Here is a 25,667-nt window from a genome sequence, read left to right as displayed (position 1 = left end):
TGCTGCCAGCATGCCGCGATGGAACCAGTCCAGGACGTGATCGTGATCGGTGGCGGCATTGCCGGTCTCACCGCCGCAGCCCTGCTGGCCCATGAGGGTTTGGGCGTCACCCTGCTGGAGGCACACCACCAGCTTGGTGGTTGTGCTGGAACGTTCCGACGGGGTCCGTTCACCTTTGATGTGGGCGCAACACAGGTTGCGGGACTGGAACCTGGAGGAAGTCATGCACGGCTCTTCCAGCACCTGGACATCCAACCTCCGGAAGCCGAACAGCTGGACCCCGGATGTGTGGTGGACCTCAATGACGGGTCGCCACCGGTGCATCTCTGGCACGATCCTCAGCGCTGGCGCCAGGAGCGCAACCAGCAATTCCCTGGCAGCGAACGCTTTTGGCAGCTGTGCAGCTGGATTCATCGTCAGAACTGGCAGTTTGCTGCAGCTGATCCAGTGCTGCCGATTCGCACTGGCTGGGATTTCGGACGCACCCTGGCTGCCCTGACCCCCGGAAATCTGGCTTGTGCCCCACTCAGTCTGCTCACGGTGTCTGATCTACTGACCCTCAGCGGATGCGCTGGAGACCGGCGACTGCGACGCTTCCTCGACCTCCAGCTACGGCTGTATTCACAGCAACCGAGTGACCGCACAGCAGCTCTCTATGGCGCCACGGTCTTACAGATGTGCCAGGCCCCACTCGGTCTGTGGCATCTGCACGGATCGATGCAGAGCCTTAGCCACCGGCTGGAGACAGCCCTGGAACGCGATGGTGGACGTGTGTTTCTGCGCCATCGTGCTCTCAAACTGGAGCGCGATGGCGATCAATCTGGATGGTCGGTCACGGTTGAAGCTCCTGGGACAGCGCAACGATGCCTGCAGGCCAGCGAGATCATCTGCAGCCTTCCTCCGCAGTGTCTGCCAGGCCTGATTCCGGATCGGGAACAGATGCCCGACACGTACCGCAAGCACCTGAACAGCCTCAAAGCACCGAGCGGAGCGATTGTGTTCTACGGCGCTGTGGAACGGCATCACCTGCCGGACGAATGCCCTGGACACCTGCAGCGCGACGGCAACTCCCCCGGTTCACTCTTTTTGTCGATCAGCCACGAGGGTGACGGACGAGCCCCGGAGGGCCAGGCCACCGTGATCGCCAGCGTCTTCACCTCGCCGGAGGGCTGGCATGACATGGATGAGAAGGCTTACCAGCAACGCAAACGGGAGCTTCGGGATTCCATTCGACAAGACGTGAACGCCGCTTTGAAACTGCCGGATGACTCCTGGCTGCATCAGGAGCTGGCAACTCCTAGAGGATTCGCCCACTGGACCGGTCGTCCGGATGGCGTGGTGGGTGGTCTTGGGCAGAGCCCAGATCGCTTCGGCCCCTTTGGACTGGCCAGCCGCACACCGATTCCCCAGCTGTGGCTGTGCGGTGATTCCATTCATCCCGGAGAGGGCACCGCCGGCGTCAGCCTGTCCGCACTGATGGCATGCAGGCAATTGATGGCTGCGCGAGGTCTGACCCTCAGGCTTGCGGGCTAACTGGATCAGAAGGGGGCTCCAGAAACCCTGGACGCAAGGCGCGAGTCTTTTCCAACTCCTGCTCCAATTGAGCCCAATGGCCGTTGAGGATTGCCTCTTCAAGCTGTTCGAGGCTCCATCGATAGGCGGCAAGAGACTTCAGCAATGCAGAGGTATTGCGGCAAGCCATTGCCGTTCCCAGCGCTGGATTGCCGCCACCAACCCGCGTTGTATCCGCGAAACCACTGGACGCCAATTGACGCGCAAGATCGCGCACGCGTGGGTCTCGCTCCTCCCCGAGCACGCGCAGCAGTGCTGCGCTCACCATCACGGGCAGATGGGAGATCAGGGCAACGGCCTGGTCATGAATGAACGGATCCGCACTGATCCAGTGCGCACCGAGCGAGCAAGCCAAAGCTCTCACCTGAGTCAGAGCTTCGGGATCTGTCTCAGCCTCTGGAGTTCCAACCCAGGCGCGTCCTCTGAACAGACCACGGCAACCGGAGTCCACTCCTGACTCCGCAGTCCCTGCCATGGGGTGAGACGCCACGAAGCGGGGATGGCGATCTCTCCAGACATCGAGGACGGCTCCCTTCACCGACCCCACATCCGTGACGACGGCCTCAGACGGCAGGGCTTGAAGCAGCACATCTTGCGGCTGCAGCAAGGCCTCGAGCGGCAATGCCAGCACGACAAGATCACATCCCGCGAGGCAGGCAGGGTCGCAGCTGACAGTATCGACAAGCCCGCGCTGAAGGGCACGCTCCGCTGTGCTGTCGCGATGCACGAGGCCCTGAACGCTCACCCCAAGAGCACGCAGATCCAGCCCGATCGAGCCACCGATCAGGCCAAGACCCACAACACCGACCCTGCTGACACCAGCGAGTTCTGCGATCCGCTCCTGATCCATCACTGCTGTCCACATCCAGCCCATGTTGCTCGACTTGTGCAGGGATCGGAACAGCTCAGCCTGAACCGATAAGGGGCCCGGCGGTTCTTAGGCTTTTTGAATGCTGGAAGTCCAGGCCCATCAGCAGCTCAAGCACCTGCTTCGAGGAGAAGCGGGCCAATGGGAGCACCAACTGACCCTGAGTCGCCTGGTAGGCCGAAGTCTGCGACGCCAGGATCGAACCAGAATCCAGCTGTCTGCGGGCAGCAGCGACCGTTGGTGGCTAGCCCTGCTGGTGCCGCTCAGCCTCCGCAGCCATCACACCGTGCTGGTTCTCGACCGGACTCAACACCAGCGGTTGCTGCATGTTGAACGGCCGCGCCTGCTGGAGAGCGGATTAAAGCTGGGATGCTGGACAGGCTTTGATCCCCCGCCTGGAAACCAGATCTGGCTGTTGACACCCCAACAGCTTCTGGATGTCCATCGCCGCGGACAGCTCCGTCCTGACGATCATCTTGTTGTTCCCGAGGCGGAGTGGCTTCAAGACCGTCTGCGACGGGCCATGACCGTGAACATCGAATCCTGTCACTGGGAGGAACTGCGAGCAGCATTTCCCTCCGCAGGAGAGGGTTTGCTGGATCTGCATGAACGCCTGAGCCGCCAGCTTGTCGCCCTTGGTGGCGGAACGAACCGCGACCTCGCCATGCCCGAGAGCGCTCTGACCCGGGTTCGCGATCTGCTGCAGCTGCTGGGTTCAACACCAGAACCCTGGTGCCAGCTGATGTCCATGGACAGGTCATCTTGGGCCAGCTGGGCTCGCGTGGATTCGAACACCCTGCAGTGGAGCTGGCAGTTGCAACCGCTTGAACCACTGATCACGCTGGAATCGCTCTTCCTAAAGCATCCCTGGACATTGATCCACGCAGATGGAGGCTGTCGACGTCATGGCGAAGAGCCGAGCATCGACAGCGATGAGCTGCGAATCGATCTACGCGATGCACCGCGTGGAGAGCCATTGCCGATCTATCTGCCGAGGCGTCAGCCACTGCCAAACACTGAAATTTTCGCCGGCCATCTTCTGGAGCAGAGCCGACGCCTGATCCTTGGCCGAACGGGATTAACCGCAGTCTTGGTGGATGCGCCATGTATGCGTCAGCGTCTCTGCAGCGAGCTTGCAGCGGAATTCGGAAGCAGGGTCACGTTGGAAAGCACCGCACCGGAGTCCAACGGCGTGATCTGCTGCAGCTGGAACTGGTGGTTGAGTCATCAGCATCTGCTTCCGGACCCGGAACAGCTGATTGCAGCCATGCTGCCGATCGCCAGCCTGGAGGACCCTCTGACCGCAGCCCGTGTGGAGTTGCTGAAGCGCCAGAGGCGTGATTGGTTTCGCACGCTTCTGCTCCCCGAAGCACTGGCCATTTTGATCCCTGCTATTGCCTCGCTCAGACGCAGCGGTGGTCGGCTGGCCATCCTCGACGGACGGGTCCGAGGACGCAGCTGGGGAGAGCAGGTGCTGCGTGCGCTGGAACCCTGGGACTCGTTGCAGAGACTTCGGCCAGACTGACATTCACTTCTAGGCTGACCAACAGCTTGTGAGGCCTGAGATGGGAGAAGCACGACGCCGTGCCAGTCAGGGACTGCCACCTCGCCAGAGCAAGCCCGATCCCAAGGACGCTGAGCGATTTATCGCCTGGCTACCGCTGACTCGAGCGCAGGCCACGCAATTCGTGTCCATCACCACACGAGGCGCCTGGATCGGCATCGCAGCCCTGGTGCTGTTCTGGGTGGTGGTGCGCTTCATCGGGCCTGCCGCCGGATTCTGGACACTTGCCGACAGCCCATAAAGCCGCGAAAGCTCACCTCAGCCCTGAATTCGGAAGAAAACCTTTAGGCTCATATGCACCTGGATGGTGTTCTGCGTGTTCCTCCGACTTGCCGAGCAATACCGCTCGGTCGTCCAAGATCTGGTCATGAGCCTTCAGGCTCTTGCGACAAATCTCAGCAAACAGGGCATCACAGCAACCTGCTACGTCTGCGATGACGGCCAGCACGGAAGTGGAGCCTCATTTATGGCCGAGCTTGGCGAGCAACATATGGTGCGCTTTCTGGTCTCTGACTTCGGCATCAGCTGGGTCGAATCCCGCAACGGCCGCGAACTGGTGAAATTCGAAGGCGCTGAAGCCATTCAGGAACTTCAGCGCATCACAGGGAACCTGCAGAGAAGCCGCAGCGAATGCAGCTCCTCACAGCTCAAGCAGGGCTAATCAGGCTGCGTCCTTCGACGGCGCAGCAACCTCAGCGGACTTGGCGAGAGGCTTGGCAGCAGCCGAGCGTGCCGCAGCAGCAAGAGGACGCATGGAGTTGGACGTGACTTCCGAACCCTCCGTCAGCTTCTGACGCACCAAAACCTCAATGGCATCCTTGGCCTCCGAATTTTGCTCCAGCCAACCAATGGTGTTGTCACGACCCTGACCGATGTTGTCGCCCTCATAGCTGTACCAGGCACCCTTGCGAGTCACGACGCCCGTCTCCTCCGCCAGATCAAGCAGACAACCCAGCGTGCTGATCCCACGACCAAAGAGGATGTCGAATTCCGCGATGCGGAAGGGAGGAGCCACTTTGTTTTTGGCCACCTTCACCTTGGCGCGGATGCCATATTCCTCAGTACCGCGCTTGAGCGTCTGAATACGGCGGATATCAAGACGCACCGAGGCGTAAAACTTGAGAGCGTTACCACCGGTGGTGGTTTCTGGGTTGCCGTAGGTAACACCAATCTTGAGACGCAGTTGGTTGAGGAAAATCACCGTGCAACCGGACTTGCCGATATTGCCTGTGATCTTGCGCATCGCCTGGCTCATCAGACGGGCCTGACTGCCCACGGCAAGGTCGCCCATCTCACCTTCGATCTCAGCACGGGGCGTCAGAGCGGCGACAGAGTCAACCACCACGATGTCGACAGCCGCAGAACGGACCAACTGGTCCACGATTTCCAGCGCCATCTCGCCGGTGTCCGGCTGAGAAACCAGCAGGTTTTCCACATCCACTCCCAGCGATGCGGCATAAACCGGGTCGAGTGCATGCTCGGCATCAACAAAGGCCGCGACGCCTCCATTGCGCTGAACCTCGGCGATGGCATGCAAGGTCAACGTGGTCTTACCGGAACTTTCGGGCCCGTAGACCTCAACGACTCGTCCCTTGGGATACCCACCACCGAGGGCGAGATCAAGGGTGAGAGCTCCAGTGGAAATGGTTTCCACCCTCATCCTGGATGCGTCCCCGAGACGCATGATCGAACCCTTGCCGAAGTTGCGCTCGATCTGACCGAGCACGAGATTGAGCGCTTTATCGCGCTCACCGGGGCGGACATCTCCGCCGGAGGACTGGGAGGCTTTCACGTCGGCTGGCATGGCTGAAACAGTTAAGGAGCAGAAGAACGCCGCAGGCAGCTGATCGGGACGGCGGATGAACCGACGCCTCGGTGGGATCAGAGACCGGACAGATCATCCAGTGCCCCGATCCAGGCCATCCGTCTCACGTAGTACAGATGTACGTTATCGAATCAGGGCCAGTCCGCCAAGGGGGCTGCGAACTGCTCTGGCCTCAATAGGCGAATTCCACTGGAGAGGTCCGTCACATCCGTGGGTCTCAGGTAGCCCCAGCTGACCAGCCAGCAGGGCAGGGTTTCGAGGCCTGGGGTGGTTCGAACGGTTTCCAAGGTGGGGCGACGGTCCTCGACAAAACCCTCCAGTGTCCAGTCGCAGGCCAGGCGGCGCAGCACCTCAGGCTTGGATCCCGACTCATGCCCATCCAGCCGTTCTGGCTTGAGCCCCATCGAGGCGAGCAGCTCAGCGGTGAAATCCCGTGCCTTGGTGGTGAGCACCGCCCAGGCCATGTTCTCTTCCGAAAAAGCAGTCAAACGCTCAGGCACTCCCGGATAGGGCTGATGCAGAGCCAGCCATGAGTCCCGATCGGTCCGCACGGCATCGGCCCGCACAATCTCCAGGGTCTGCTGCAGCAAGGCAGGAGTCCAGCCGAAACGCTCCAGGGCAGCTGTGCATTGCGCCGTGTAGTCGTGCACAAATGCCTGGACCCCGAGCTGATCGAGAGGACCGCGTTGCTCGGAAATCAATGCCGCGCTCAGCACCATCTCCCAACCGTGATGAATCCAGGGCCTGAGCTGCCGGAACTGTGGCGGTGTGGACTCAGGAAGATCGACAGCGGGATTGAGCTGCAGGCAGGCACGACGAGCACTCCACCAGTATTCGTTCATCCCATCCACAATCACGCCGTCAAAATCGAAGACCAGCAGACTGGGTGACCGCACTGAGGATCAAGAAAAACTGGGCCGCTAGGATTCGAACCTAGGAATGGCGAGACCAAAACCCGCTGCCTTACCGCTTGGCGACGGCCCATTGATTCCAGTGATGAAACTCCCTACGGAGGTCAACTCTGGGGTTCAAATAGTTACTCACAACGGAGTGACCTTCGTCAATCCATCCGAGCATCCAGGTGCGAGATCATGGCGGGAAGACCCTGAGCCGGCGCTGATCACTGGATCCATAGACATCGCTCTGAAGGCTGTAACGCGCCACAAGATCTGCCTGCATCTGAAGAACGTTCTCGTTGCGAGGTAGAAGTTCAACCGGACGCCCCTGCGGCATCACAATCTGCTCGACTGCAAGACGGCATTCCTCGAGAGCCGCCAAGGCGTCGCCTCGATCCGGATGAACGAATGACCTCTCAGACTCATGGTCTTGTCTGGGCAGAGGCTGGCGGTTGAGCAGTCGCTCAAGAGCTCGCTCCACCTGGGCCAGAGAATCTGACTTGATCACAAGAATCGGTACCCCGGCCTCCCTTGCCTGTCGGCGAAGCTCGGGCTGCCGTCCTAACCCTCGACGCACGCTCAGCAGCACATCCGCACTCGCCAGATCGTCAACAGCACTGACAGGCCAACCATGGCAGCGGACAGCTTCTTCGAGTCGCTGCTGACTGAGTCCACAACAGAGCACCTGCAGCTTCAGCGCACGCGGAGCCTCATCAACGGTGGACTTTTCGGGAGCATGGTCCCTGGGAACGGAACGCCTGGGATCGGGCAAAGGAACAACGGCCAGGGCAGGCCGCCGCTGAGGAGGCTGCGGCGTTGAAGGCTCTGGGTCGACAAGCCTGACGCCGCCGTCCGCCATCAGTTCGCGCTGCTGAGGCCTGGGGCTTTGTCCACGCAGCAACAGATCCACGGTGCGCCCGACATCGTCGTGAACTGCCCAGCGATGGCGGCTGTGCATCTCCACAGCGAGCGGGAAGGTGGGTTCAGCAGCACGCTCCAGAACGGTTTTCTGCGTTCGGCGCCGGCGTGCCTCATCGTCGCCAAGGGTGACGGACTCAATCCCCCCCACCAGATCGCACAGTGTCGGATTCTTGATCAGATTGGCGAGTGCATTGCCGTGGGCGGTGGCCACAAGCATCACTCCCCTCTCGGCGATCGTGCGTGCCGCCTGAGCTTCCAGCTCAGTACCGATCTCATCGATCACGATGACTTCGGGCATGTGATTTTCAACCGCCTCGATCATCACCTGGTGCTGAAGTTCGGGCCTGGCCACCTGCATGCGCCTGGCACGACCGATTGCAGGATGTGGAATGTCTCCATCACCAGCGATTTCATTGCTGGTGTCGATCACAACGACCCGCTTGTGCAGATCATCGGCCAACACACGGGCAATTTCCCTAAGAGCTGTGGTCTTGCCCACACCGGGGCGTCCCATCAGCAGCAGTGACTCACCGCTGTCGAGCAGATCACGAACGATGGCGACTGTTCCGAAAACGGCGCGTCCAACGCGACAGGTGAGGCCGACCACATCCCCGCTGCGATTACGGACGGCGCTGATGCGATGGAGTGTTCGCTCGATGCCGGCACGATTATCAGCACCGAACTGGCCGATCCTGCTCACCATCTCTTCGAGATCGTTGCGCTCCAGGCAGCGGCCACCAAGTTCAACCGAGCGACCTGGATAGCGCGCTTCCGGAATCCGACCGAGATCGAGCACGACCTCAAGCAGCTGATCACGACGTTCAGCGGATGCAAGAGCTTCCTGAACTGCGGTGGGCAACAACGCGAGCAGCCGCTGCAGATCATCGGTGATGCGCTCGGTACTCATGGCCCAGGCTCCCAGTGCTCATCAGGACCTAAACGCCTTCTAGCAGGATTGGGGCCCCAATCGGGACCGTCAGGGGCGTGAAAGCCAGGGGATGACAAGATCACGGGCCAGCGCCAGGGCCTGCTCCCAGCCGAAGGGCCAGTCACGCAGGGTGGTCCGGCGGCATTCCGCCTCCTGCAGAAGAGGTTGCACGATCGAACGGGCCATGCCACCAAAGGCGACGCCTGCAGGACCACTGGAACGCGGCAGCCCCAGGCCGTCCAGCAAACCAATCGTCGCGCCATTGGTGCCTCCCGCCAGCTGCAACGGCCCCGGAGGTGCGCTGGTCCGCACCTGTTGCCAGAGCCGCAGTGCCGCACGGGCCGTGCCTGCACCGACATCGCCGCTCATCGGACGTCCATCCAGCTGCCAGAGAGGTCGAAAACCATGCTTGCGCAGGGCCTCATGGCGACCCCACAGCTCCGTGACCAGATCTTCGGAGCGAAGACCATGCCCCTCAAGACCGCAACTGACCGCCAGCCTGCGCAGAGGAATCGAGGCAGCTGCAACCTGCTCAAGCGTGCGATCAAAGTCCTGCTCACGCCCAGGTGCGGTATGAACCTCAATCGCATCGGGTTGGAGCTCGGCCAGCAGAAGGGCGAGGTTGTCGAGCCCCACTCGGTGATCGGAGGTTTCAATCAGGCCAAGGGGGCAGGCCGGCAAACAGCGCCCACAGCCGTAGCAACGGTTGGGGTCGACACCAGGACCGGCATGAATGGCATCAGCCGGGCAGACCCTCTCGCAGGGGCGCGCGCAATCAGGTGGGCAACGGGACGGGTCAAAGACAGCCTTACGAAAATGGGCATCACGTCCATCGCTGACGCTGACCATCAACCAGGGGGAGTGACCAGTGCGTTCCCGAGCCCAGCTGAGACCGGTGCGAGCAGCATTGACGACAGCGGCGTCGGCTGCCACGTCGACACACTGAACGCCGGCCACGGCATACAGGGCACAAAGGTCTGCAACCGCAGCCAAATCCTGATTACTGGCCCCACAGATCAATTTGACCCAACGCCCCTCCCCGAGGGCTTCATCACCGGCGGTCTGTGAACCGGTGACCGGCAGAAGACAGGTGGTCAGGCTCCCAGCAGCCGTGTCATCGGCTGCCAGCGCAGGCTGCGTGCACCACCCATTTCCACCACAATCTTCAAGCGCGGCTCACGCCGGCAAAGGTCGCAGAGGGACAGCAATTCCGATCGAGACAGCACCTGCCCCTCGATCAGCCAGAGAACGACCGGCTTGTTTCCAAGCAGAATCTCTCCAAGCTGAGGCATGACTTCCTGCACCTCTCCAACCGCCGCACCACGGCCAACGCTTTGATGTCCAAGGTGTGGAGGGCGCACGCCGTGTTTCTGCAACAGAAACACCTCCGGATCTCCGAAACCGCGTGCTGAGGTGATCTGAGTGCGGTACCCAGCGGCACGCAGTCGCCTCAGCAGGCGCGTCTCTGCGCCGCCCTCAAGGGGAGCATGGACTGCCATGACACCTGCGGATTCCAGTTCACGGCGGAAACCCCGACCTGAAAGCAGCAGCGGCATGGAATTAGTCCAGATGGAATGAGTCTGGCAGCTGATCAGGGATGAATGGAAGCCGGAAGGCAGTGGTGTAGGGTTTTTGTTTGCTCTGCCGATCTGTGCCCGTCCGCTAGCCGGGCCTCCAGTTCCAAGAGCAGGTCCGGCGTGTGCGCCGGATCTTCAGGCCAGTGCAATTCAGCGATTTCATTCGTTGCATTGCCGGGAAACTACCGACCTTCACCGGTTGATTAAGTCCCAGCCAGCTGATTCGCTCGCTAGCCCCAATCCGAATTGCCCCAGCGGTTTCCGTTGAAGCTTTCGGCCATGACTGCGTCATCTCAATCAGCGCCCTTCAGGCCACAGCTCCAGCAGCGTCAAGTTGCAACAGCTGAGGTTGTCCACGCTGGCGTCATTACCTCCCATGTCCATCGGCATCCTTGGGAAGAAACTGGGTATGTCCCAGTTCTTCGACGAGCAAGGCAAAGCCGTCCCGGTCACTTTGATCGAGGCGGGGCCTTGCCGAATTACCCAACTCAAGACCACTGAAACTGACGGCTATGAAGCCGTGCAGATCGGTTTTGGCGAAACACGCGAAAAGCTGATCAACAAGCCCGCGAAGGGTCACCTCGCCAAATCCGGCGAGGGGATCCTCCGCCACCTGCGTGAATATCGCGTCGACGACCTGAAGGGTCTCGAGCTGGGTGGCGCAATCACCGTGGGTGATTTCGAGGCAGGCCAGAAGGTTGACGTCAGCGGCGACACCATGGGTCGTGGCTTCGCCGGTTATCAAAAGCGTCATGGCTTCAGCCGAGGTCCGATGACCCACGGCTCGAAGAACCATCGTGAGCCCGGTTCAACCGGCGCCGGCACCACACCTGGTCGGATCTACCCCGGCAAGCGAATGGCTGGTCGCTACGGCGGCAAGAAAATCACCACGAGGGCCCTCACGATCCTCAAGGTGGACAGCGACCGCAACCTGCTCGTGGTCAAGGGCTCTGTTCCTGGCAAGCCTGGATCTCTTCTGAACATCCGGCCCGCCAATCGTGTGGGTGCCAAGCCCACCAAAGGAGGTAAGTGATGGCCAATTGTGTTGTTCGTGACTGGCAGGGCAAGGAAACCGGCAAGGCTTCCATTGACCTGAAGGTGGCCAAGGAAACCACTGCCGTTGACCTGATGCACCGTGCGGTGCTGCGCCAGCAGGCCCACAGCCGTCAGGGAACTGCAAGCACCCTCACCCGTGCCGAAGTACGAGGTGGCGGACGCAAGCCTTACAAGCAGAAAGGAACCGGTCGTGCCCGTCAGGGATCGATCCGTACGCCTCTGCGTCCCGGCGGCGGCATCGTGTTTGGTCCCAAGCCACGCACCTACAACCTTGCGATGAATCGCAAGGAGCGTCGTCTGGCCCTGCGCACCGCGCTGATGGCCCGCATCGACGACGTGATTGTGGTGAAGGACTTCGGGGCAGCCCTCGAAGCGCCAAAAACCCGTGAAGTCGTTGACGCACTCGGGCGCCTCGGAGTTGCTGCCGACGCGAAGGTTTTGATTGTGCTCACCGCCCCTAGCGAAGTTGTGAAACGGTCCGTTCGCAACCTCGAGAAGGTCAAGCTGATCACTGCTGACCAGCTCAACGTCTTCGATCTGCTCCACGCCAATGCATTGGTGTTGGGCGAAGAGGCACTCGCAACCATCCAGGAGGTCTACGGAGATGACTGAGCGCTTCACAGGACGCCTGGCGGATGTGATCCGCAGGCCCCTCATCACAGAAAAAGCCACCCGAGCACTGGAACTGAACCAGTACACCTTCGAGGTGGACCACCGAGCTGCCAAGCCCGACATCAAAGCCGCTGTTGAGCAGCTATTCGATGTCAAGGTCACCGGCGTAAGCACCATGAATCCTCCCCGCCGCAGTCGTCGGGTCGGCAAATTTGCCGGCAAGCGCTCTCAGGTGAAGAAGGCTGTGGTGCGCCTCGCTGAGGGCAACTCCATCCAACTCTTCCCTGAGTCCTGAGGGGTCTGAAACGTCATGGCAATCCGTACCTTCCGCCCCTACACACCCGGTACCCGCACCCGGGTCGTCACCGACTTCAGTGAAGTCACCGGCCGCAAGCCGGAGCGTTCGCTTGTGGTGTCCAAGCACCGCCGCAAGGGACGCAACAACCGCGGCGTGATCACCTGTCGCCATCGTGGCGGTGGCCACAAGCGGCAATACCGCATCGTCGATTTCCGACGCAACAAGCACGGCGTCCCCGCCAAGGTGGCCGCCATTCACTACGACCCGCACCGCAATGCGCGGCTGGCCCTTCTCTTCTACACCGATGGTGAGAAGAGATACATCCTGGCTCCAGCAGGAGTCACCATCGGTCAGACGGTGGTCTCAGGGCCTGAATCTCCTATCGAGATCGGCAACGCCATGCCGCTCTCTGACATTCCCCTCGGTTCCAGCGTTCACTGTGTCGAGCTTTACGCCGGTCGCGGTGGACAAATGGTCCGAACTGCCGGAGCCAGCGCTCAGGTGATGGCCAAGGAGGGCGATTACGTCGCCCTGAAACTGCCATCCACTGAGGTTCGCCTGGTGCGCCGTGAGTGCTACGCCACCATCGGCGAAGTCGGCAACTCGGAGATCCGCAACACCAGCCTTGGCAAGGCTGGGCGCCGGCGCTGGCTCGGACGCCGACCTCAGGTGCGAGGCAGTGTGATGAATCCCTGCGACCACCCCCATGGTGGTGGTGAAGGCCGAGCTCCGATCGGGCGTTCCGGTCCTGTAACCCCTTGGGGCAAGCCTGCGCTGGGACTCAAGACCCGCAAGCGCAACAAGCCGAGTAACAAGTTCGTCCTCCGCAAACGTCGCAAGACGTCCAAGCGGAGCCGTGGCGGACGCGACTCATGATGCTGCTCACCATTCTGTCGTTCGCTTAATCCGCCATGGGACGTTCACTTAAAAAAGGCCCCTTCATTGCCGACAGCCTGCTTCGCAAGGTTGAAAAGCAAAACGCCGCCGATGACAAATCGGTGATCAAAACGTGGTCAAGGGCTTCCACGATCCTGCCGATGATGATCGGCCACACAATCGCGGTTCACAACGGCCGCACCCACGTGCCGGTCTTCGTGACTGAACAGATGGTGGGCCACAAGCTTGGCGAATTCGCCCCCACCCGCACCTTTAAAGGCCACATCAAAGACAAGAAAGGAGGCCGCTGAGACCATGACAACGTCATCCCCAACGGCAACTACCGCCCAAGCCCACGGTCGCTTCATCCGCGGCTCCGTGTCCAAGGTCCGGCGGGTTCTCGATCAGATCCGCGGTCGCAGTTATCGCGATGCGCTGATCATGCTCGAGTTCATGCCTTACCGCTCCACGGGTCCCATCACCAAGGTTCTGCGTTCTGCAGTGGCCAATGCCGAGCACAACCTCGGACTTGACCCTTCAACCCTGGTGATCTCCCAGGCCAGCGCAGACATGGGTCCATCCATGAAGCGCTACCGCCCCCGTGCCCAAGGTCGCGCTTTCGCGATCAAAAAGCAGACCTGCCACATCAGCATTGCTGTGGCACCCCAGACCGACTCCTGACCCCCGAGCACCCCGACTGATGGGACACAAAATCCATCCAACCGGCTTACGCCTGGGGATTACCCAGGAGCACCGGTCACGCTGGTACGCACCCAGCAAGAGTTATCCGAGCCTCCTTCAGGAGGACGATCGGATTCGCAAGTTCATCCACAAGAAATACGGCTCCGCCGGTATCAGTGATGTGCTGATCGCCCGCAAGGCCGATCAGCTCGAAGTTGAGCTGAAAACCGCACGCCCCGGCGTGTTGGTTGGACGCCAGGGCAGTGGCATCGAAGAGCTGCGCTCCGGCATCCAGAAAACCGTCGGTGATCTGAACCGTCAGGTTCGGATCAATGTGGTCGAGGTCGAGCGTGTCGACGCCGACGCTTTCCTACTTGCCGAATACATCGCTCAGCAACTTGAGAAACGTGTGGCATTCCGTCGCACGATCCGCATGGCCGTGCAGCGAGCACAGCGAGCGGGTGTTCTGGGCCTGAAAATCCAGGTTTCAGGACGCCTAAATGGTGCTGAGATCGCTCGTACCGAGTGGACGCGAGAAGGTCGGGTGCCTCTGCACACCCTTCGCGCTGACATCGACTACGCCACCAAGGTCGCCAGCACCACCTATGGGGTGCTCGGCATCAAGGTCTGGGTGTTCAAAGGCGAAGTGCTGGGCGACGAAGCCCAGCAACAGCTGCCAGTGGGGGCAACCCCGCGGCGTCGGGCCGGTCGCAGGCCCCAACAGTTCGAAGACCGCTCCAACGAGGGTTGAACAGGAGGCCTGAACCATGCTGAGTCCAAAACGCGTCAAATTCCGTAAGCAGCAACGCGGCCGCATGCGCGGTGTCGCCACTCGTGGCAACACCATCGCCTTCGGTCAGTTCGCTCTGCAGGCACAGGAATGCGGCTGGATCACCTCGCGCCAGATCGAGGCCAGCCGTCGTGCCATGACCCGCTACGTCAAGCGTGGCGGAAAAATCTGGATCAGGATTTTCCCTGACAAACCGGTCACCATGCGCGCTGCCGAAACCCGAATGGGTTCAGGTAAGGGCAACCCGGAATTCTGGGTGGCGGTGATCAAGCCGGGCAGGATCCTGTTCGAGATGGGTGGTGAAGAAATCACCCCCGAAATCGCCAAGGAAGCCATGCGCCTCGCGCAATACAAGCTTCCTGTGAAGACCAAGTTCATCACTCTCGATGAACAGGAGCAGACATCCGGTGCGCAAGCTCCGGCCGCTGCTGCCGCCACCGTGGAGTCCTGACCATGGCCCGTCCCAATGCCTCCGAACTGCGTCAGCTCTCCGACGCAGACCTCACAGAGCAAATCGTCAGTCTCCGCCGAGAGCTGTTCGATCTGCGCTTCCAGCAAGCCACAAGGCAGCTGGCCAACACCCACCGCTTCAAGCAGAGCCGCACCAAGCTGGCCCAACTGCTGACGGTGCAGAAGGAGCGCCTTAGCTCCACCGCCTCCTGATCCTTCGCTTCATACCTATGGCACTCAAGGAAAGGGTCGGCACCGTCGTCAGCGACAAGATGGACAAAACGGTGGTGGTTGCGGTGGAAAACCGCTTTCCCCACCCCATCTACCAAAAGACGGTCAGCCGTACCACCCGTTACAAAGCTCACGACGAGAACAACACTGTTCGCGTTGGTGACCGTGTTCGCATCACCGAGACCCGTCCTCTCAGCCGTCACAAGCGCTGGGCCATCGCTGAGGTTCTCAGCCACAGCCCGAAGGCTGAGGAGGTCAACAAATGATTCAACAGGAATCTTTTCTCACCGTTGCTGACAACAGCGGAGCCAAGCGCATCCAGTGCATCCGCGTGCTGGGAAGCAATCGTCGCTACGCCCATGTGGGCGACGTGATCGTGGCCACCGTGAAGGACGCCATGCCCAACATGGGCGTGAAAAAGTCCGATGTGATCAAGGCAGTGGTGGTCCGCACCAAAGCCACGCTGCGTCGTGACACCGGCAACTCCATCCGGTTTGACGACAATGCTGCCGTCATCATTAACGACGACAAAAACCCCAAGGGCACTCGTGTCTTTGGACCTGTGGCACGCGAACTGCGCGACCGGAACTTCACCAAAATCGTCTCCCTCGCTCCGGAGGTGATCTGAGATGGCAACTGCAACTCCGAAATCCGCCGCAGCGAAGCGCATCAAGATGCGTCTGCGCAAAGGCGACACCGTTCAGGTGATCACCGGCAAGGACAAGGGCAAGACCGGAGAGGTCCTGCGCACCCTGCCCAATGAAAACCGCGTGATCGTGGAGGGCGTCAATATGCGCACCCGCCACGTCAAACCCACTCAGGAGGGTGAAAGCGGTCGGATCGTCACTGAAGAGGCTTCACTGCATGCCTCCAACGTGATGATCTACTCCACAGACAAGAAGGTGACCAGCCGAGTCGAGCTGATCACTGAGAAGGACGGCAGCAAAAAGCGCCGCCTCAAGAAAACCGGCGAGGTGATCGACTGATCACCCCGATCCGCCTTCTGACCAAGCCCAGAAGTCCCATTCCCCAGCCATGTCACTGAAACAGCGCTACAGGGAGACCATTCAGCCCAAATTGCTGAAAGATCTAAGTCTCTCCAACATCCATGAAGTCCCCAAGGTGGTCAAAGTCACCGTGAACCGGGGACTTGGCGAAGCTGCCGCGAATGCCAAGGCCCTAGAGGCCTCGGTGAACGAACTTGCTCAGATCACCGGCCAGAAAGTGGTGGTGACCCGAGCCAAGAAAGCCATCGCGAGCTTCAAGATCCGCGAAGGCATGCCGATCGGCTGTGCCGTGACTCTGCGCGGCGATCGCATGTACGCCTTCCTGGAGCGACTGATCAACCTGGCACTGCCCCGCATCCGTGACTTCCGTGGCGTCAGCCCCAAAAGCTTCGACGGACGTGGCAATTACACCCTGGGGGTAAGAGAGCAGATCATCTTCCCTGAGATCTCCTTCGACAAGATCGACGCCATCAGGGGCATGGACATCACCATCGTGACCACTGCCCGTTCGGATGAAGAGGGCCGGTCCCTCCTCCGCGAGATGGGAATGCCGTTCCGCAGCAACTAAGCCCTCCTCGGAAACCACTATGGCCAATCACGACCCTATTTCCGACATGCTCACCCGCATTCGCAATGCGAGTGAGAAACGTCACCAGAGCACGAAAGTACCTGCCTCCCGCATGTCTCGCAGCATCGCCAAAGTGCTGCAGCAGGAAGGCTTCATCGCTGAGATCAGCGAAGAAGGCGAGGGAGTCCACACCAACTTGGTGCTGGAACTGAAGTACAGCGGCAAGAACCGCCAACCCACCATCCGTTCCATGCAGCGGGTGAGCAAGCCTGGTCTGCGCATCTACAAGAACACCCGCGGCCTTCCCAAGGTCCTCGGCGGACTGGGGGTGGCGATCATCTCCACCTCCAAGGGTGTCATGAGCGACCGCGATGCCCGAAAGCAGGGCGTGGGCGGTGAAGTGCTCTGCTACGTCCTTTGATCTGGAGCCAAAACCATGTCACGTATCGGTAAAGCCCCCATCCCCATCCCTGAGAAGGTGACCGTGAGCCTCAACGGCCTCGCTGTCACCGTGAAGGGACCGAAGGGAGAACTCAAACGCACACTGCCTGAGGGCGTGAGCATCGATCAGGTGGAGAACACCATCGTGTTGTCTCCCACCAGCAGCAAGCGCACCTCCCGTGAGCGCCATGGCCTGTGCCGCGCTCTCGTAAACAACATGATTGTTGGCGTCGAGAGCGGTTTCAGCAAAAGCCTGGAAATCATTGGTGTTGGCTCCAGGGCTCAGGTGAAAGGCACCACCCTGGTCGTCTCTGCTGGTTACAGCCACCCCGTCGAGGTTGCAGCTCCTGACGGCATCACCTTCAAAGTTGAGAACAACACCAAGGTGACTGTGTCGGGGATCGACAAGGAATTGGTGGGTAATGAAGCCGCCAAAATTCGTTCCATCCGTCCGCCCGAGCCCTACAAGGGCAAAGGGATCCGGTACGAGGGCGAATGGATCCTCCGCAAGGCAGGCAAGTCGGGCAAAAAGTAATCCACTACTAGACGCCGTTCTTCTTTACCCACCATGTCGACCCTCTCCCGTAAACAACAGACCCAGAAGCGTCATCGACGCCTGCGTCGTCACCTCAGCGGCACCGCCGGCAAACCCCGCCTGGCCGTGTTCCGCTCCAACAGCCACATCTATGCCCAGGTCATTGACGATGACGCCCAGAGCACACTCTGCTCAGCGTCAACCGTTGACAAGGACCTGCGCACTAGTCTCAAAGCCAACGGCAACGACTGCAATGCATCCGTAGCCGTCGGTGAACTGGTGGCCAAACGCGCCCTTGCCAAGGGCATCCAACAGGTGGTCTTCGATCGCGGCGGCAACCTGTATCACGGCCGGGTGAAAGCCCTTGCCGACGCCGCCCGGGAAGCGGGCCTTCAGTTCTGATCCTGCTCTCAACATGACCGATTCCAACCCCCAGACCAATCCCAACGACGTGCCCTCGGCGGCCGATGTTCCTGCTGCAGCTGAAGGCCAGCAGCAGCAGGAGCAACGCCGTGGAGGAGGCCGCGACCGTGGTGACCGACGTGGCGGACGCCGTGGTGACCGACGCAACCAGGAGCGTGATTCCGAGTGGCAGGAGCGGGTTGTCCAGATCCGCCGCGTGTCCAAGACCGTGAAGGGCGGCAAGAAGATGAGCTTCCGGGCCATTGTTGTTGTCGGAAATGAGCGCGGTCAGGTCGGCGTCGGCGTTGGCAAGGCCGGCGACGTGATCGGTGCAGTCCGCAAAGGTGTTGCAGACGGCAAGAAGCATCTCGTCAAAGTGCCTCTAACACGTCACAACTCCATTCCGACCCTGTCCAATGGTCGCGATGGCGCAGCCAGCGTGTTGATTCGCCCCGCAGCTCCCGGAACCGGGGTAATTGCAGGCGGCTCGATTCGCACAGTTCTCGAGCTTGCCGGCATTAAAAATGTGCTGGCCAAGCGACTGGGCAGCAAGACTCCGCTGAACAACGCCCGAGCTGCCATGGTGGCTCTCGATAGTCTCCGCACACATAAGGAGACCGCCAAGGAACGGGGGATCTCCCTCGAGCAGATCTATTCCTGATTCCCCATGACTCTCCGACTTGATTCCCTAAAGCCCAACAAAGGCGCCCGACGCCGCAAACTGCGCAAAGGTCGCGGCATTGCCGCTGGCCAGGGTGCGAGCTGCGGCTTCGGCATGCGCGGCCAGAAATCCCGTTCCGGCCGGCCCACCCGTCCCGGTTTTGAGGGTGGCCAGATGCCTCTTTACAGGCGCGTGCCCAAGCTGAAGCACTTCACATTGGTGAATCCCAAACACTTCACCGTTGTGAATGTGTCAGCACTGAATGAGCTCAAGGCCGGCAGCACCGTCAACCTCGACTCACTGGTCAAGGATGGTGTTGTCACCAGCCCCAAGCACCCGCTGAAAATCCTCGGCAACGGGGAACTCAAGGCCAAGCTCACGGTTCAAGCCGCCGCTTTCACGGCATCGGCACGAACCAAAATCGAAGCAGCCGGTGGCACCTGCGAACTGTTGGACTGAGATCCGTCGATCGACCTCTACAGATCTAACGTCTGAGCCGTCCGCCGGATCATCATCCGCGGACGGCTTTGCTGCATCAAGCTCAATCACCCCAATCTCTGTTTCATGCTCGTCAGTCGGGGACGAAATCCCAGCGCCACTGAAGTCATCACCCAGCTGGTTCAGAACCCTGAGCTGCGAGGCAGGGTTCTCACCACTCTGGGCCTGCTGATGTTGGTGCGTCTCGGCATCTACATCCCGATGCCAGGCATTGACCGTGTGGCTTTCGAACAGTTCATCCAACAGGGTGGACAGCTGATTGGTTTCCTCGACATCTTCACTGGTGGCGGCATCTCCACCCTGGGCATCTTTGCTCTTGGGATTCTGCCGTTCATCAATGCCTCGATCATCCTTCAGCTACTCACAGCCTCCCTTCCGCAGCTGGAGGATCTGCAGAAAAATGAGGGAGAAGCGGGTCGTCGCAAACTCGCTCAGATCACCCGCTACGTCGCACTCGGCTGGGGTCTGATTCAGAGCGTGGTGTTCGCCATGATCCTGCGCCCCTATGCAATGGAGGGACTTCCCGTTGCTGTGTTCGTGGTGCAGACGGCACTCGCGCTGGTCACCGGATCGATGATAGTGATGTGGCTGAGTGAAGTGATCACAGAACGAGGCATTGGCCAGGGCGCCTCACTCGTGATCTTCCTGAACATCGTGGCCACCTTGCCTCAGGCTCTCGGCTCCACGATTGAGAAGGCCCAAACCGGTGATCGCAACGACGTGTTCGGAATCGTGATCCTGGTTCTGGTGTTCCTGGTCACGATCGTGGGAATCATCTTTGTGCAGGAAGGACAACGCCGGCTTCCGATCGTCAGTGCAAAGCGTCAGGTGGGCGGCGGTGCCGTCTTGCCTAATCGCCAGAGCTACCTGCCCTTGAAGCTCAATGCCGGCGGCGTGATGCCGATCATCTTTGCCTCGGCCCTGATTTTCCTGCCGATCACGATTGCCAACTTCAGCCAGAACCCTTTTCTGATCAGAGCAGCCACTGCCCTGAATCCAGGCAGCTCGAATCCATGGCCTTATGCCCTGGTGTTCTTCTCCCTGATTCTCGGCTTCTCCTATTTCTATGCGTCCCTGACCTTTAACCCGGTGGATGTCGCCAGCAATCTCAAGCGCGGAGGGGTGGCAATCCCAGGCGTTAGGCCTGGAACAGCAACAGCGAATTACCTCGAAGGTGTGAAAAACAGACTCACCCTGCTTGGCGGACTCTTCCTCGGCGCTGTCGCCATCATTCCTTCCGCCGTGGAACGAGCAACCAATGTGCAGACGTTCCAGGGACTTGGAGCCACCTCACTGCTGATCCTGGTGGGTGTTGCCATCGACACTGCCAAGCAGGTGCAGACCTACGTGATCTCTCAGCGCTACGAGGGAATGGTGCGCCAGTAACACGGCACGTTCGAGCAGTCGCTCCGAAACAACACAACAGCGGTGGATCCTCAACACCTGCTGACCTCGTCTACCCCAACCACCCAGAATCGCCATGAAACAACGTCTTCTGTTTGTGGGCCCGCCCGGTGCCGGCAAAGGCACGCAAGCGGCCCGCCTCTGCGAAAAGCACGGTCTTCGGCACCTGTCCACCGGCGATCTGCTCAGAGCTGAGGTGGCCGCAGGCAGTGAGCTTGGCAAGGAAGCGGAAGCCGTGATGAACCGGGGCGAACTGGTCACAGACAGCCTGGTGCTGGCCATCGTCAAAGCACAGCTCTCTGCTCTCAATGGCCAGGGCTGGCTGATGGATGGCTTTCCGCGCAACGTGGCGCAGGCCGAGGCACTGGCGCCACTGCTTCAGGAACTCGATCAAGCGATTGAGAGCGTCGTGTTGCTCGAGCTGGATGATGCAGTTCTGATCGAGCGACTGCTGGGCCGCGGTCGTGCTGACGACAACGAGGAGGTGATCCGCAACCGTCTTGAGGTCTACAAGCAGCAGACAGCTCCTCTGATTGATCACTACAGCAGTCAGAACCTGCTGGCCAGAGTGCAAGCCAACGGCAGTGTTGACGCCATTGCTGAGCGAATTGAAAGCATCGTTGCTTGACCCGCTGTGGTACGTTAGCTGTTTGCAACAATGGAGAGCTTCGCCCCATGAAGGTGCGTTCCTCAGTTAAAAAAATCAGCCCTGACGATCAAATCGTCAAGCGCAGAGGTCGCATCTACGTGATCAACAAGAAGCGCCCTCGCAACAAGCAACGCCAAGGCTGAAGCCTCGGTCTGCTGTCTCAAGGCAGGGTCCCTGTCCCTGCCACCCTGAATTGAAGACTTCCCAGGCAAAGGAAGTCATTGTCCACCTCGATTAATTGCTCAGTGGCACGGATTGCTGGTGTCGACATTCCCCGCGAAAAGCGGATCGAAGTCGCCCTCACCTACATCTACGGAATTGGCCCAACACGGGCCAGAACCATCCTTTCCAAGGCTGGTGTCAACCCCGACATCAGGGTGAAAGATCTGGAAGACGGTGATGTGCAGAAATTGCGCGGTGCCACCGAGGCCTTCACCATCGAGGGTGACCTGCGCAGGCAGGAGGGGATGGCACTCAAGCGCCTGCAGGACATCGGCTGCGTTCGTGGTCGTCGCCATCGCATGAGCCTCCCGGTGCGTGGACAACGAACTCGCACGAATGCGCGGACCCGTCGCGGAGCTCGCAAGACCGTGGCCGGCAAGAAGAAGTAAGCCGCTTCGGCCCATTCGGACCCTTCAGTTCCTTAAGCCCCCTCCATCTCCAGGCCCATGGCCAAAACAGTTAAAAAATCAGGCCCCAAGAAGGCCAAGCGCAACGTTCCCAACGGCGTTGCCCACATCCAAAGCACCTTCAACAACACGATTGTTTCGATCACCGATACCACTGGAGAAGTCATCTCCTGGTCTTCGGCAGGTGCGAGCGGTTTCAAGGGTGCACGCAAAGGCACACCATTTGCTGCTCAGACTGCAGCTGAAGCAGCCGCCCGCAGAGCTCTCGAGCAGGGCATGCGCCAGATCGAAGTGCTTGTGCGTGGCCCCGGATCAGGTCGTGAAACCGCGATCCGTGCTTTACAGGTTGCAGGTCTGGAAATCACGCTGATCCGTGACGTCACTCCACTGCCTCACAACGGCTGCCGCCGTGCCAAGCGTCGGCGCGTCTGAGCCAACGCGTCCCCGTTCAGGTCCCTCTCTCCCCCGACTCAGACCGTGTTGCAATACCAGATCGACCGTATCGAGCATCAGATCGCTGACGATCGCTCCCAAACCGGTGTGTTTCTCATCGGCCCCCTTGAGCGGGGCCAGGCCACAACCCTGGGTAATTCCCTGCGGCGTGTGCTGATGGGCAACCTTGAAGGCACAGCGGTTACAGCAGTCCGCATTGCCGGCGTCAATCACGAGTACGCGACCATCCCGGGAGTTCGGGAGGACGTGCTCGACATTCTGCTGAACTGCAAGCAGATCACCGTCAACAGCCGCACCAACGATCTGGAGATCGGCCGGCTGGTGGTTGCTGGCCCTGCAACGGTCAAAGCCCGCGATCTGCAGTTCTCCTCCCAGGTCCAGGTGGTGGATGGTGAACGCGTGATCGCCACGGTGAGCGATGGCTACAGCCTCGAGCTCGAGGTTCATGTGGAACGCGGCGTGGGCTATCGCCCAGTGGATCGTCATAACGAAGACACCAGTGCCATCGATCTTCTGCAGATCGACTCCGTGTTCATGCCCGTGCACCGGGTGAACTTCACCATTGATGAAACGGCAGTAGCTGAGGGTGGTTCCGCTCGAGAGCGCCTGCGCATGGAAGTGGTGACCGATGGTTCGATCACACCTGACGATGCCATTGCTCAGTCCGCAAACCAGCTGATCGAGCTCTTCCAACCGCTCGCCACCGTCACCATGGTGGAAGAAGTTCCGGTAGAGCCTGAGCCCACAGCTGAAGCTCAGATTCCTCTCGAGGAATTGAATCTTTCTGTGCGTGCCTACAACTGTCTGAAGCGCGCTCAGGTCAATTCCGTCTCCGATCTGATGGGCTTCAGCTACGAGGACCTACTGGAGATCAAGAACTTCGGTTCCAAGTCGGCTGATGAGGTGATTGAAGCGCTTGAAAGGATCGGCATCCAGATCCCCCAAAGCCGCACCAGCGTCTGACTCTTACCCGCCCTTTACTGCAGCCCCTTCAGAACCATGCGTCACCAATGCCGAGTCCCAAAGCTGGGACGCCCCGCTGACCAACGCAAAGCCATGCTTCGCGGCCTCACAACTCAGCTGATCCGCGAAGGTCGCGTCACCACCACCAAAGCTCGTGCCAAAGCACTGCGTGACGAAGCTGAACGGATGATCACACTGGCCAAGGAGGGCAGTCTTGCCTCCCGGCGCAGGGTTCTGGGATACGTCTACGACAAGCAGCTGGTGCATGCTTTGTTCGAGAAAGCTCCTGATCGCTACAGCGATCGCAAAGGTGGATATACCCGCATCACCCGCACCGTGCGTCGTCGTGGGGACAATGCCGAGATGGCCATCATCGAACTGGTCTGAAGTCCGGCTCCAGCATCACGGAAATCACCATCCTGAAACCCTCGGCTGATTCTGTCGGCATCCGCCTCAAAAGGATTGCTCTCAGTCTCCAGTACGAGGGGTCTTCATTTTGTGGATGGCAACGTCAACCCAACGGCACCAGTGTGCAATCGGTGCTCGACGAGGCCATCTCAGCGCTCGACCCCCATCGGCCGATTCAGACCGTGGCAGCGGGGCGAACGGATGCTGGCGTGCATGCATCCGGCCAGGTGGTGCATTTCGACAGCTGCGGACCGATTCCAGCCAGGCGCTGGGCCCCAGCTCTCAATGGCCGTTTGCCGTCCTCGATCCGGGTGCGAGAAGCGGTGGAACGCCCTCTTGGATGGCACGCCTGCTACTCCGCCAGCTACCGGCGTTATCGCTACACCCTTTACAACGGTCGAAGGCCGAACCTGTTTCTGGCGCCCTGGAGCTGGCATCGCTATCAGACACGGCTCGATGAAAAGGCGATGGAACAGGCGCTTCGTGGCCTGCTGGGACTTCACGACTTCGCAGCGTTCCAACGCACAGGAAGCCGACGATCCCACTCACGCACAACGATCCAGGACGTGTCCATTCAGCGTCAAGGAGACCTGATTCACTTTGAGATCCAGGCCAGCGGTTTTCTCTATGGAATGGTGCGTCTGCTGACGGGCCAGCTCGTGGCTGTGGGAGAGCACCGACTGACCCCGGAGCACTTTGAACGCCGTTGGAGAGAACGTCGCCGCAGTGAAGTAAAAGATGGAGCACCAGCGCAGGGACTCTGCCTGCTGCGCGCTGGCTATCCGGACACCATCTTCAGCAAGGGCGGCTGGTACGATTGTCAACCGACGTTTTTTCTGGCCTCAGAGGACCCACCCCAGGATCCTCCCCCATGGCCAATCAGTACCTAAGCGGTCGATTCCACTCAACTGACTCGATCAGTGGGGGAACCACCGACAGGTAAAGTCGTTCTTTGAGCTCCGTCCAGCACGCCACGGCGTGACTGAAGCTCCCTGCCCAGCTTCGTCGCTCGCGACGGGGCATAACCGAACCGGCATGCCGGCGCGATGAACAAGACCTCCGTCCCCTCCATCGATTCAATCGACCGCCAGTGGTATCTGGTGGACGCTGAGAATCAAACGCTCGGCCGCTTAGCGACCGAAGTTGCTTCCGTGCTCCGCGGCAAGAACAAAGCCAGCTACACCCCACATCTCGACACCGGCGATTTTGTCGTTGTCGTCAACGCCGACAAGGTGAAGGTGAGTGGCAGCAAGCCGCAACAGAAGCTGTACCGCAGGCATTCCGGACGCCCCGGTGGGATGAAGGTGGAGACCTTCGCTCATCTGCAGGAGCGTCTTCCTGAGCGAATCGTGGAAAAAGCCATCAAGGGCATGCTTCCCCACAACGCTTTGGGTCGCCAGATGTTCCGCAAACTGAAGGTGTACAAGGGTGCCGATCATCCGCATTCCGCCCAGCAGCCTCAGCCCCTGCAGCTTGATCCCGCCGCTTCCGCCAAATGAGCACGTCTAATTCCGTCGTTTACTGGGGCACAGGTCGCCGTAAGACCTCAGTTGCACGCGTTCGCCTGATCCCCGGCAACGGCACGATCACCATCAATGGCCGGCCTGGAGATAACTATCTCAACTACAACCCCGCCTACATCGCTGCCGTCAAGGCTCCGTTGCAGACGCTGGGTCTAACCACTGAATACGACGTGCTCGTCAACGTCAGAGGTGGTGGTCTCACCGGACAGGCTGATGCCATCAAGCAGGGAGCTGCCAGGGCTCTGTGCGAGCTCTCCTCCGACAACCGCAAGCCTCTGAAAACGGAAGGTCACCTCAGCCGTGACCCTAGGGCTAAGGAACGTCGCAAGTACGGCCTCAAGAAAGCCCGCAAAGCTCCCCAGTTCTCCAAGCGCTGATCCC

At 60.2% G+C, this 25,667-nt stretch carries 38 protein-coding genes and 1 tRNA gene; 32 read left to right on the top strand and 7 right to left on the bottom strand.

All coding sequences use genetic code 11. The features are described from left to right. Window positions 1-18: 18 nt before the first annotated feature. Window positions 19-1,533 (top strand): C-3',4' desaturase CrtD, encoded by a 1,515-nt coding sequence (gene crtD, locus SynMITS9220_RS02145; RefSeq protein WP_186990408.1) that lies wholly within the window; start codon window positions 19-21, stop codon window positions 1,531-1,533. Here the strand turns inward: crtD and SynMITS9220_RS02140 are convergent. Beyond that, window positions 1,517-2,437, bottom strand: a complete 921-nt coding sequence (locus SynMITS9220_RS02140; RefSeq protein WP_255483263.1) for a prephenate/arogenate dehydrogenase — start codon at window positions 2,435-2,437, stop codon at window positions 1,517-1,519. The two genes, crtD and SynMITS9220_RS02140, sit on opposite strands and share 17 nt — an antisense overlap. 85 nt (window positions 2,438-2,522) lie before the next feature. On the opposite strand from SynMITS9220_RS02140, the gene SynMITS9220_RS02135 reads away from it, so the two are divergent. From SynMITS9220_RS02135 to SynMITS9220_RS02125, 3 genes are all read left to right on the top strand, one after another. Next, window positions 2,523-3,965, top strand: a complete 1,443-nt coding sequence (locus tag SynMITS9220_RS02135) for a helicase (RefSeq protein ID WP_186990406.1) — start codon at window positions 2,523-2,525, stop codon at window positions 3,963-3,965. A 40-nt stretch (window positions 3,966-4,005) separates the two neighbouring features. Beyond that, window positions 4,006-4,245, top strand: coding sequence for a DUF2839 domain-containing protein (locus tag SynMITS9220_RS02130; protein WP_186990404.1), 240 nt, complete (start codon window positions 4,006-4,008; stop codon window positions 4,243-4,245). A gap of 75 nt (window positions 4,246-4,320) precedes the next feature. Then, window positions 4,321-4,665: a DUF1815 family protein gene (locus SynMITS9220_RS02125; RefSeq protein WP_186990401.1), complete on the top strand. Its 345-nt coding sequence runs from the start codon at window positions 4,321-4,323 to the stop codon at window positions 4,663-4,665. On the opposite strand, the gene recA is transcribed toward SynMITS9220_RS02125, so the two are convergent. The 6 genes from recA to SynMITS9220_RS02095 form a co-directional block, all read right to left on the bottom strand. Then, window positions 4,666-5,808, bottom strand: coding sequence for a recombinase RecA (recA, locus tag SynMITS9220_RS02120; protein WP_067095349.1), 1,143 nt, complete (start codon window positions 5,806-5,808; stop codon window positions 4,666-4,668). It lies immediately after the preceding gene. A gap of 152 nt (window positions 5,809-5,960) precedes the next feature. Beyond that, window positions 5,961-6,725, bottom strand: a complete 765-nt coding sequence (locus SynMITS9220_RS02115) for an HAD family hydrolase (protein WP_370594356.1) — start codon at window positions 6,723-6,725, stop codon at window positions 5,961-5,963. Window positions 6,726-6,741: 16 nt separating this feature from the next. After that, window positions 6,742-6,813, bottom strand: a tRNA-Gln gene (locus tag SynMITS9220_RS02110). Between the two features lie 105 nt (window positions 6,814-6,918). Continuing rightward, the gene (locus tag SynMITS9220_RS02105) at window positions 6,919-8,553 is read right to left on the bottom strand and encodes an AAA family ATPase (protein ID WP_186990400.1); all 1,635 of its coding nucleotides are present in this window, start codon (window positions 8,551-8,553) and stop codon (window positions 6,919-6,921) included. A gap of 69 nt (window positions 8,554-8,622) precedes the next feature. Beyond that, entirely contained in the window at window positions 8,623-9,657 is a 1,035-nt protein-coding gene (locus SynMITS9220_RS02100) for an LdpA C-terminal domain-containing domain (protein WP_067095344.1), read from the bottom strand. Between the two features lie 11 nt (window positions 9,658-9,668). Continuing rightward, window positions 9,669-10,130: an NAD(P)H-quinone oxidoreductase subunit N gene (locus SynMITS9220_RS02095; RefSeq protein ID WP_067095342.1), complete on the bottom strand. Its 462-nt coding sequence runs from the start codon at window positions 10,128-10,130 to the stop codon at window positions 9,669-9,671. 397 nt (window positions 10,131-10,527) lie between these two features. Between SynMITS9220_RS02095 and rplC the strand changes: the two genes are divergently transcribed. The 28 genes from rplC (at window position 10,528) to rpsI (ending at window position 25,663) form a co-directional block, all read left to right on the top strand. Then, window positions 10,528-11,184 carry a 50S ribosomal protein L3 gene (rplC, locus tag SynMITS9220_RS02090; protein WP_186990398.1) on the top strand — a complete coding sequence of 219 codons (657 nt, stop codon included), beginning with the start codon at window positions 10,528-10,530 and terminating at the stop codon, window positions 11,182-11,184. Next, a complete protein-coding gene (gene rplD / locus SynMITS9220_RS02085; protein WP_115124893.1) occupies window positions 11,184-11,819 on the top strand; it encodes a 50S ribosomal protein L4 in 636 nt (211 codons plus the stop codon). Before rplC ends, rplD begins: the two co-directional genes overlap by 1 nt. Further along, window positions 11,812-12,114 carry a 50S ribosomal protein L23 gene (locus SynMITS9220_RS02080; RefSeq protein WP_067095333.1) on the top strand — a complete coding sequence of 101 codons (303 nt, stop codon included), beginning with the start codon at window positions 11,812-11,814 and terminating at the stop codon, window positions 12,112-12,114. The genes rplD and SynMITS9220_RS02080 overlap by 8 nt, the downstream gene beginning before the upstream one ends. Before the next feature lie 15 nt (window positions 12,115-12,129). Further along, window positions 12,130-12,993: a 50S ribosomal protein L2 gene (gene rplB, locus SynMITS9220_RS02075; protein ID WP_067095330.1), complete on the top strand. Its 864-nt coding sequence runs from the start codon at window positions 12,130-12,132 to the stop codon at window positions 12,991-12,993. Window positions 12,994-13,028: 35 nt separating this feature from the next. Beyond that, entirely contained in the window at window positions 13,029-13,304 is a 276-nt protein-coding gene (gene rpsS, locus SynMITS9220_RS02070) for a 30S ribosomal protein S19 (protein WP_006854824.1), read from the top strand. A 4-nt stretch (window positions 13,305-13,308) separates the two neighbouring features. Continuing rightward, window positions 13,309-13,674 (top strand): 50S ribosomal protein L22, encoded by a 366-nt coding sequence (gene rplV, locus SynMITS9220_RS02065; RefSeq protein ID WP_186491767.1) that lies wholly within the window; start codon window positions 13,309-13,311, stop codon window positions 13,672-13,674. A gap of 19 nt (window positions 13,675-13,693) precedes the next feature. Continuing rightward, entirely contained in the window at window positions 13,694-14,425 is a 732-nt protein-coding gene (gene rpsC, locus SynMITS9220_RS02060; protein WP_066904453.1) for a 30S ribosomal protein S3, read from the top strand. Window positions 14,426-14,441: 16 nt separating this feature from the next. After that, entirely contained in the window at window positions 14,442-14,915 is a 474-nt protein-coding gene (gene rplP, locus SynMITS9220_RS02055; RefSeq protein WP_186990396.1) for a 50S ribosomal protein L16, read from the top strand. Between the two features lie 2 nt (window positions 14,916-14,917). Continuing rightward, the gene (rpmC, locus tag SynMITS9220_RS02050) at window positions 14,918-15,127 is read left to right on the top strand and encodes a 50S ribosomal protein L29 (RefSeq protein WP_067095316.1); all 210 of its coding nucleotides are present in this window, start codon (window positions 14,918-14,920) and stop codon (window positions 15,125-15,127) included. Window positions 15,128-15,144: 17 nt separating this feature from the next. Beyond that, on the top strand, window positions 15,145-15,411 hold the full coding sequence (rpsQ, locus tag SynMITS9220_RS02045) for a 30S ribosomal protein S17 (protein WP_066904462.1): 267 nt from the start codon (window positions 15,145-15,147) through the stop codon (window positions 15,409-15,411). Beyond that, window positions 15,408-15,773 (top strand): 50S ribosomal protein L14, encoded by a 366-nt coding sequence (gene rplN / locus SynMITS9220_RS02040; RefSeq protein WP_066904467.1) that lies wholly within the window; start codon window positions 15,408-15,410, stop codon window positions 15,771-15,773. Before rpsQ ends, rplN begins: the two co-directional genes overlap by 4 nt. Window position 15,774: 1 nt before the next feature. Beyond that, window positions 15,775-16,131: a 50S ribosomal protein L24 gene (rplX, locus tag SynMITS9220_RS02035; RefSeq protein ID WP_067095313.1), complete on the top strand. Its 357-nt coding sequence runs from the start codon at window positions 15,775-15,777 to the stop codon at window positions 16,129-16,131. A 49-nt stretch (window positions 16,132-16,180) separates the two neighbouring features. Then, the gene (gene rplE, locus SynMITS9220_RS02030; protein ID WP_115124896.1) at window positions 16,181-16,720 is read left to right on the top strand and encodes a 50S ribosomal protein L5; all 540 of its coding nucleotides are present in this window, start codon (window positions 16,181-16,183) and stop codon (window positions 16,718-16,720) included. A gap of 19 nt (window positions 16,721-16,739) precedes the next feature. Continuing rightward, window positions 16,740-17,141, top strand: a complete 402-nt coding sequence (gene rpsH / locus SynMITS9220_RS02025) for a 30S ribosomal protein S8 (protein WP_066904475.1) — start codon at window positions 16,740-16,742, stop codon at window positions 17,139-17,141. Between the two features lie 15 nt (window positions 17,142-17,156). After that, entirely contained in the window at window positions 17,157-17,696 is a 540-nt protein-coding gene (gene rplF / locus SynMITS9220_RS02020; RefSeq protein ID WP_066904479.1) for a 50S ribosomal protein L6, read from the top strand. A gap of 33 nt (window positions 17,697-17,729) precedes the next feature. Further along, complete coding sequence (gene rplR, locus SynMITS9220_RS02015) at window positions 17,730-18,098, top strand: 50S ribosomal protein L18 (protein WP_066904482.1); 369 nt, start codon at window positions 17,730-17,732, stop codon at window positions 18,096-18,098. Window positions 18,099-18,111: 13 nt separating this feature from the next. Beyond that, a complete protein-coding gene (gene rpsE / locus SynMITS9220_RS02010; protein WP_186990393.1) occupies window positions 18,112-18,759 on the top strand; it encodes a 30S ribosomal protein S5 in 648 nt (215 codons plus the stop codon). A 6-nt stretch (window positions 18,760-18,765) separates the two neighbouring features. Continuing rightward, on the top strand, window positions 18,766-19,218 hold the full coding sequence (rplO, locus tag SynMITS9220_RS02005; RefSeq protein WP_066904488.1) for a 50S ribosomal protein L15: 453 nt from the start codon (window positions 18,766-18,768) through the stop codon (window positions 19,216-19,218). A 105-nt stretch (window positions 19,219-19,323) separates the two neighbouring features. Beyond that, a complete protein-coding gene (gene secY, locus SynMITS9220_RS02000) occupies window positions 19,324-20,643 on the top strand; it encodes a preprotein translocase subunit SecY (RefSeq protein ID WP_186990390.1) in 1,320 nt (439 codons plus the stop codon). Window positions 20,644-20,737: 94 nt separating this feature from the next. Further along, window positions 20,738-21,289 carry an adenylate kinase gene (locus SynMITS9220_RS01995; RefSeq protein WP_186990388.1) on the top strand — a complete coding sequence of 184 codons (552 nt, stop codon included), beginning with the start codon at window positions 20,738-20,740 and terminating at the stop codon, window positions 21,287-21,289. A 47-nt stretch (window positions 21,290-21,336) separates the two neighbouring features. Then, a complete protein-coding gene (rpmJ, locus tag SynMITS9220_RS01990) occupies window positions 21,337-21,453 on the top strand; it encodes a 50S ribosomal protein L36 (RefSeq protein ID WP_066904998.1) in 117 nt (38 codons plus the stop codon). Window positions 21,454-21,555: 102 nt separating this feature from the next. After that, window positions 21,556-21,921 (top strand): 30S ribosomal protein S13, encoded by a 366-nt coding sequence (rpsM, locus tag SynMITS9220_RS01985; RefSeq protein WP_067095292.1) that lies wholly within the window; start codon window positions 21,556-21,558, stop codon window positions 21,919-21,921. Window positions 21,922-21,978: 57 nt separating this feature from the next. Next, window positions 21,979-22,371, top strand: a complete 393-nt coding sequence (rpsK, locus tag SynMITS9220_RS01980; protein ID WP_066904496.1) for a 30S ribosomal protein S11 — start codon at window positions 21,979-21,981, stop codon at window positions 22,369-22,371. A gap of 45 nt (window positions 22,372-22,416) precedes the next feature. Then, window positions 22,417-23,355 (top strand): DNA-directed RNA polymerase subunit alpha, encoded by a 939-nt coding sequence (locus SynMITS9220_RS01975; RefSeq protein WP_067095289.1) that lies wholly within the window; start codon window positions 22,417-22,419, stop codon window positions 23,353-23,355. A 36-nt stretch (window positions 23,356-23,391) separates the two neighbouring features. Further along, complete coding sequence (rplQ, locus tag SynMITS9220_RS01970) at window positions 23,392-23,742, top strand: 50S ribosomal protein L17 (protein WP_067095286.1); 351 nt, start codon at window positions 23,392-23,394, stop codon at window positions 23,740-23,742. 23 nt (window positions 23,743-23,765) lie between these two features. Then, entirely contained in the window at window positions 23,766-24,653 is an 888-nt protein-coding gene (gene truA / locus SynMITS9220_RS01965; RefSeq protein WP_186991745.1) for a tRNA pseudouridine(38-40) synthase TruA, read from the top strand. Between the two features lie 156 nt (window positions 24,654-24,809). Then, a complete protein-coding gene (rplM, locus tag SynMITS9220_RS01960) occupies window positions 24,810-25,262 on the top strand; it encodes a 50S ribosomal protein L13 (protein ID WP_067095280.1) in 453 nt (150 codons plus the stop codon). Further along, window positions 25,259-25,663, top strand: coding sequence for a 30S ribosomal protein S9 (gene rpsI / locus SynMITS9220_RS01955; protein ID WP_066904513.1), 405 nt, complete (start codon window positions 25,259-25,261; stop codon window positions 25,661-25,663). Before rplM ends, rpsI begins: the two co-directional genes overlap by 4 nt. Window positions 25,664-25,667 lie beyond the last annotated feature (4 nt).

This window comes from Synechococcus sp. MIT S9220, assembly GCF_014304815.1.
Classification (GTDB): domain Bacteria; phylum Cyanobacteriota; class Cyanobacteriia; order PCC-6307; family Cyanobiaceae; genus Synechococcus_C.
The sequence above is the reverse complement of the archived record's forward strand: the minus strand, read 5'-3'. Positions and strand labels throughout refer to the sequence as shown.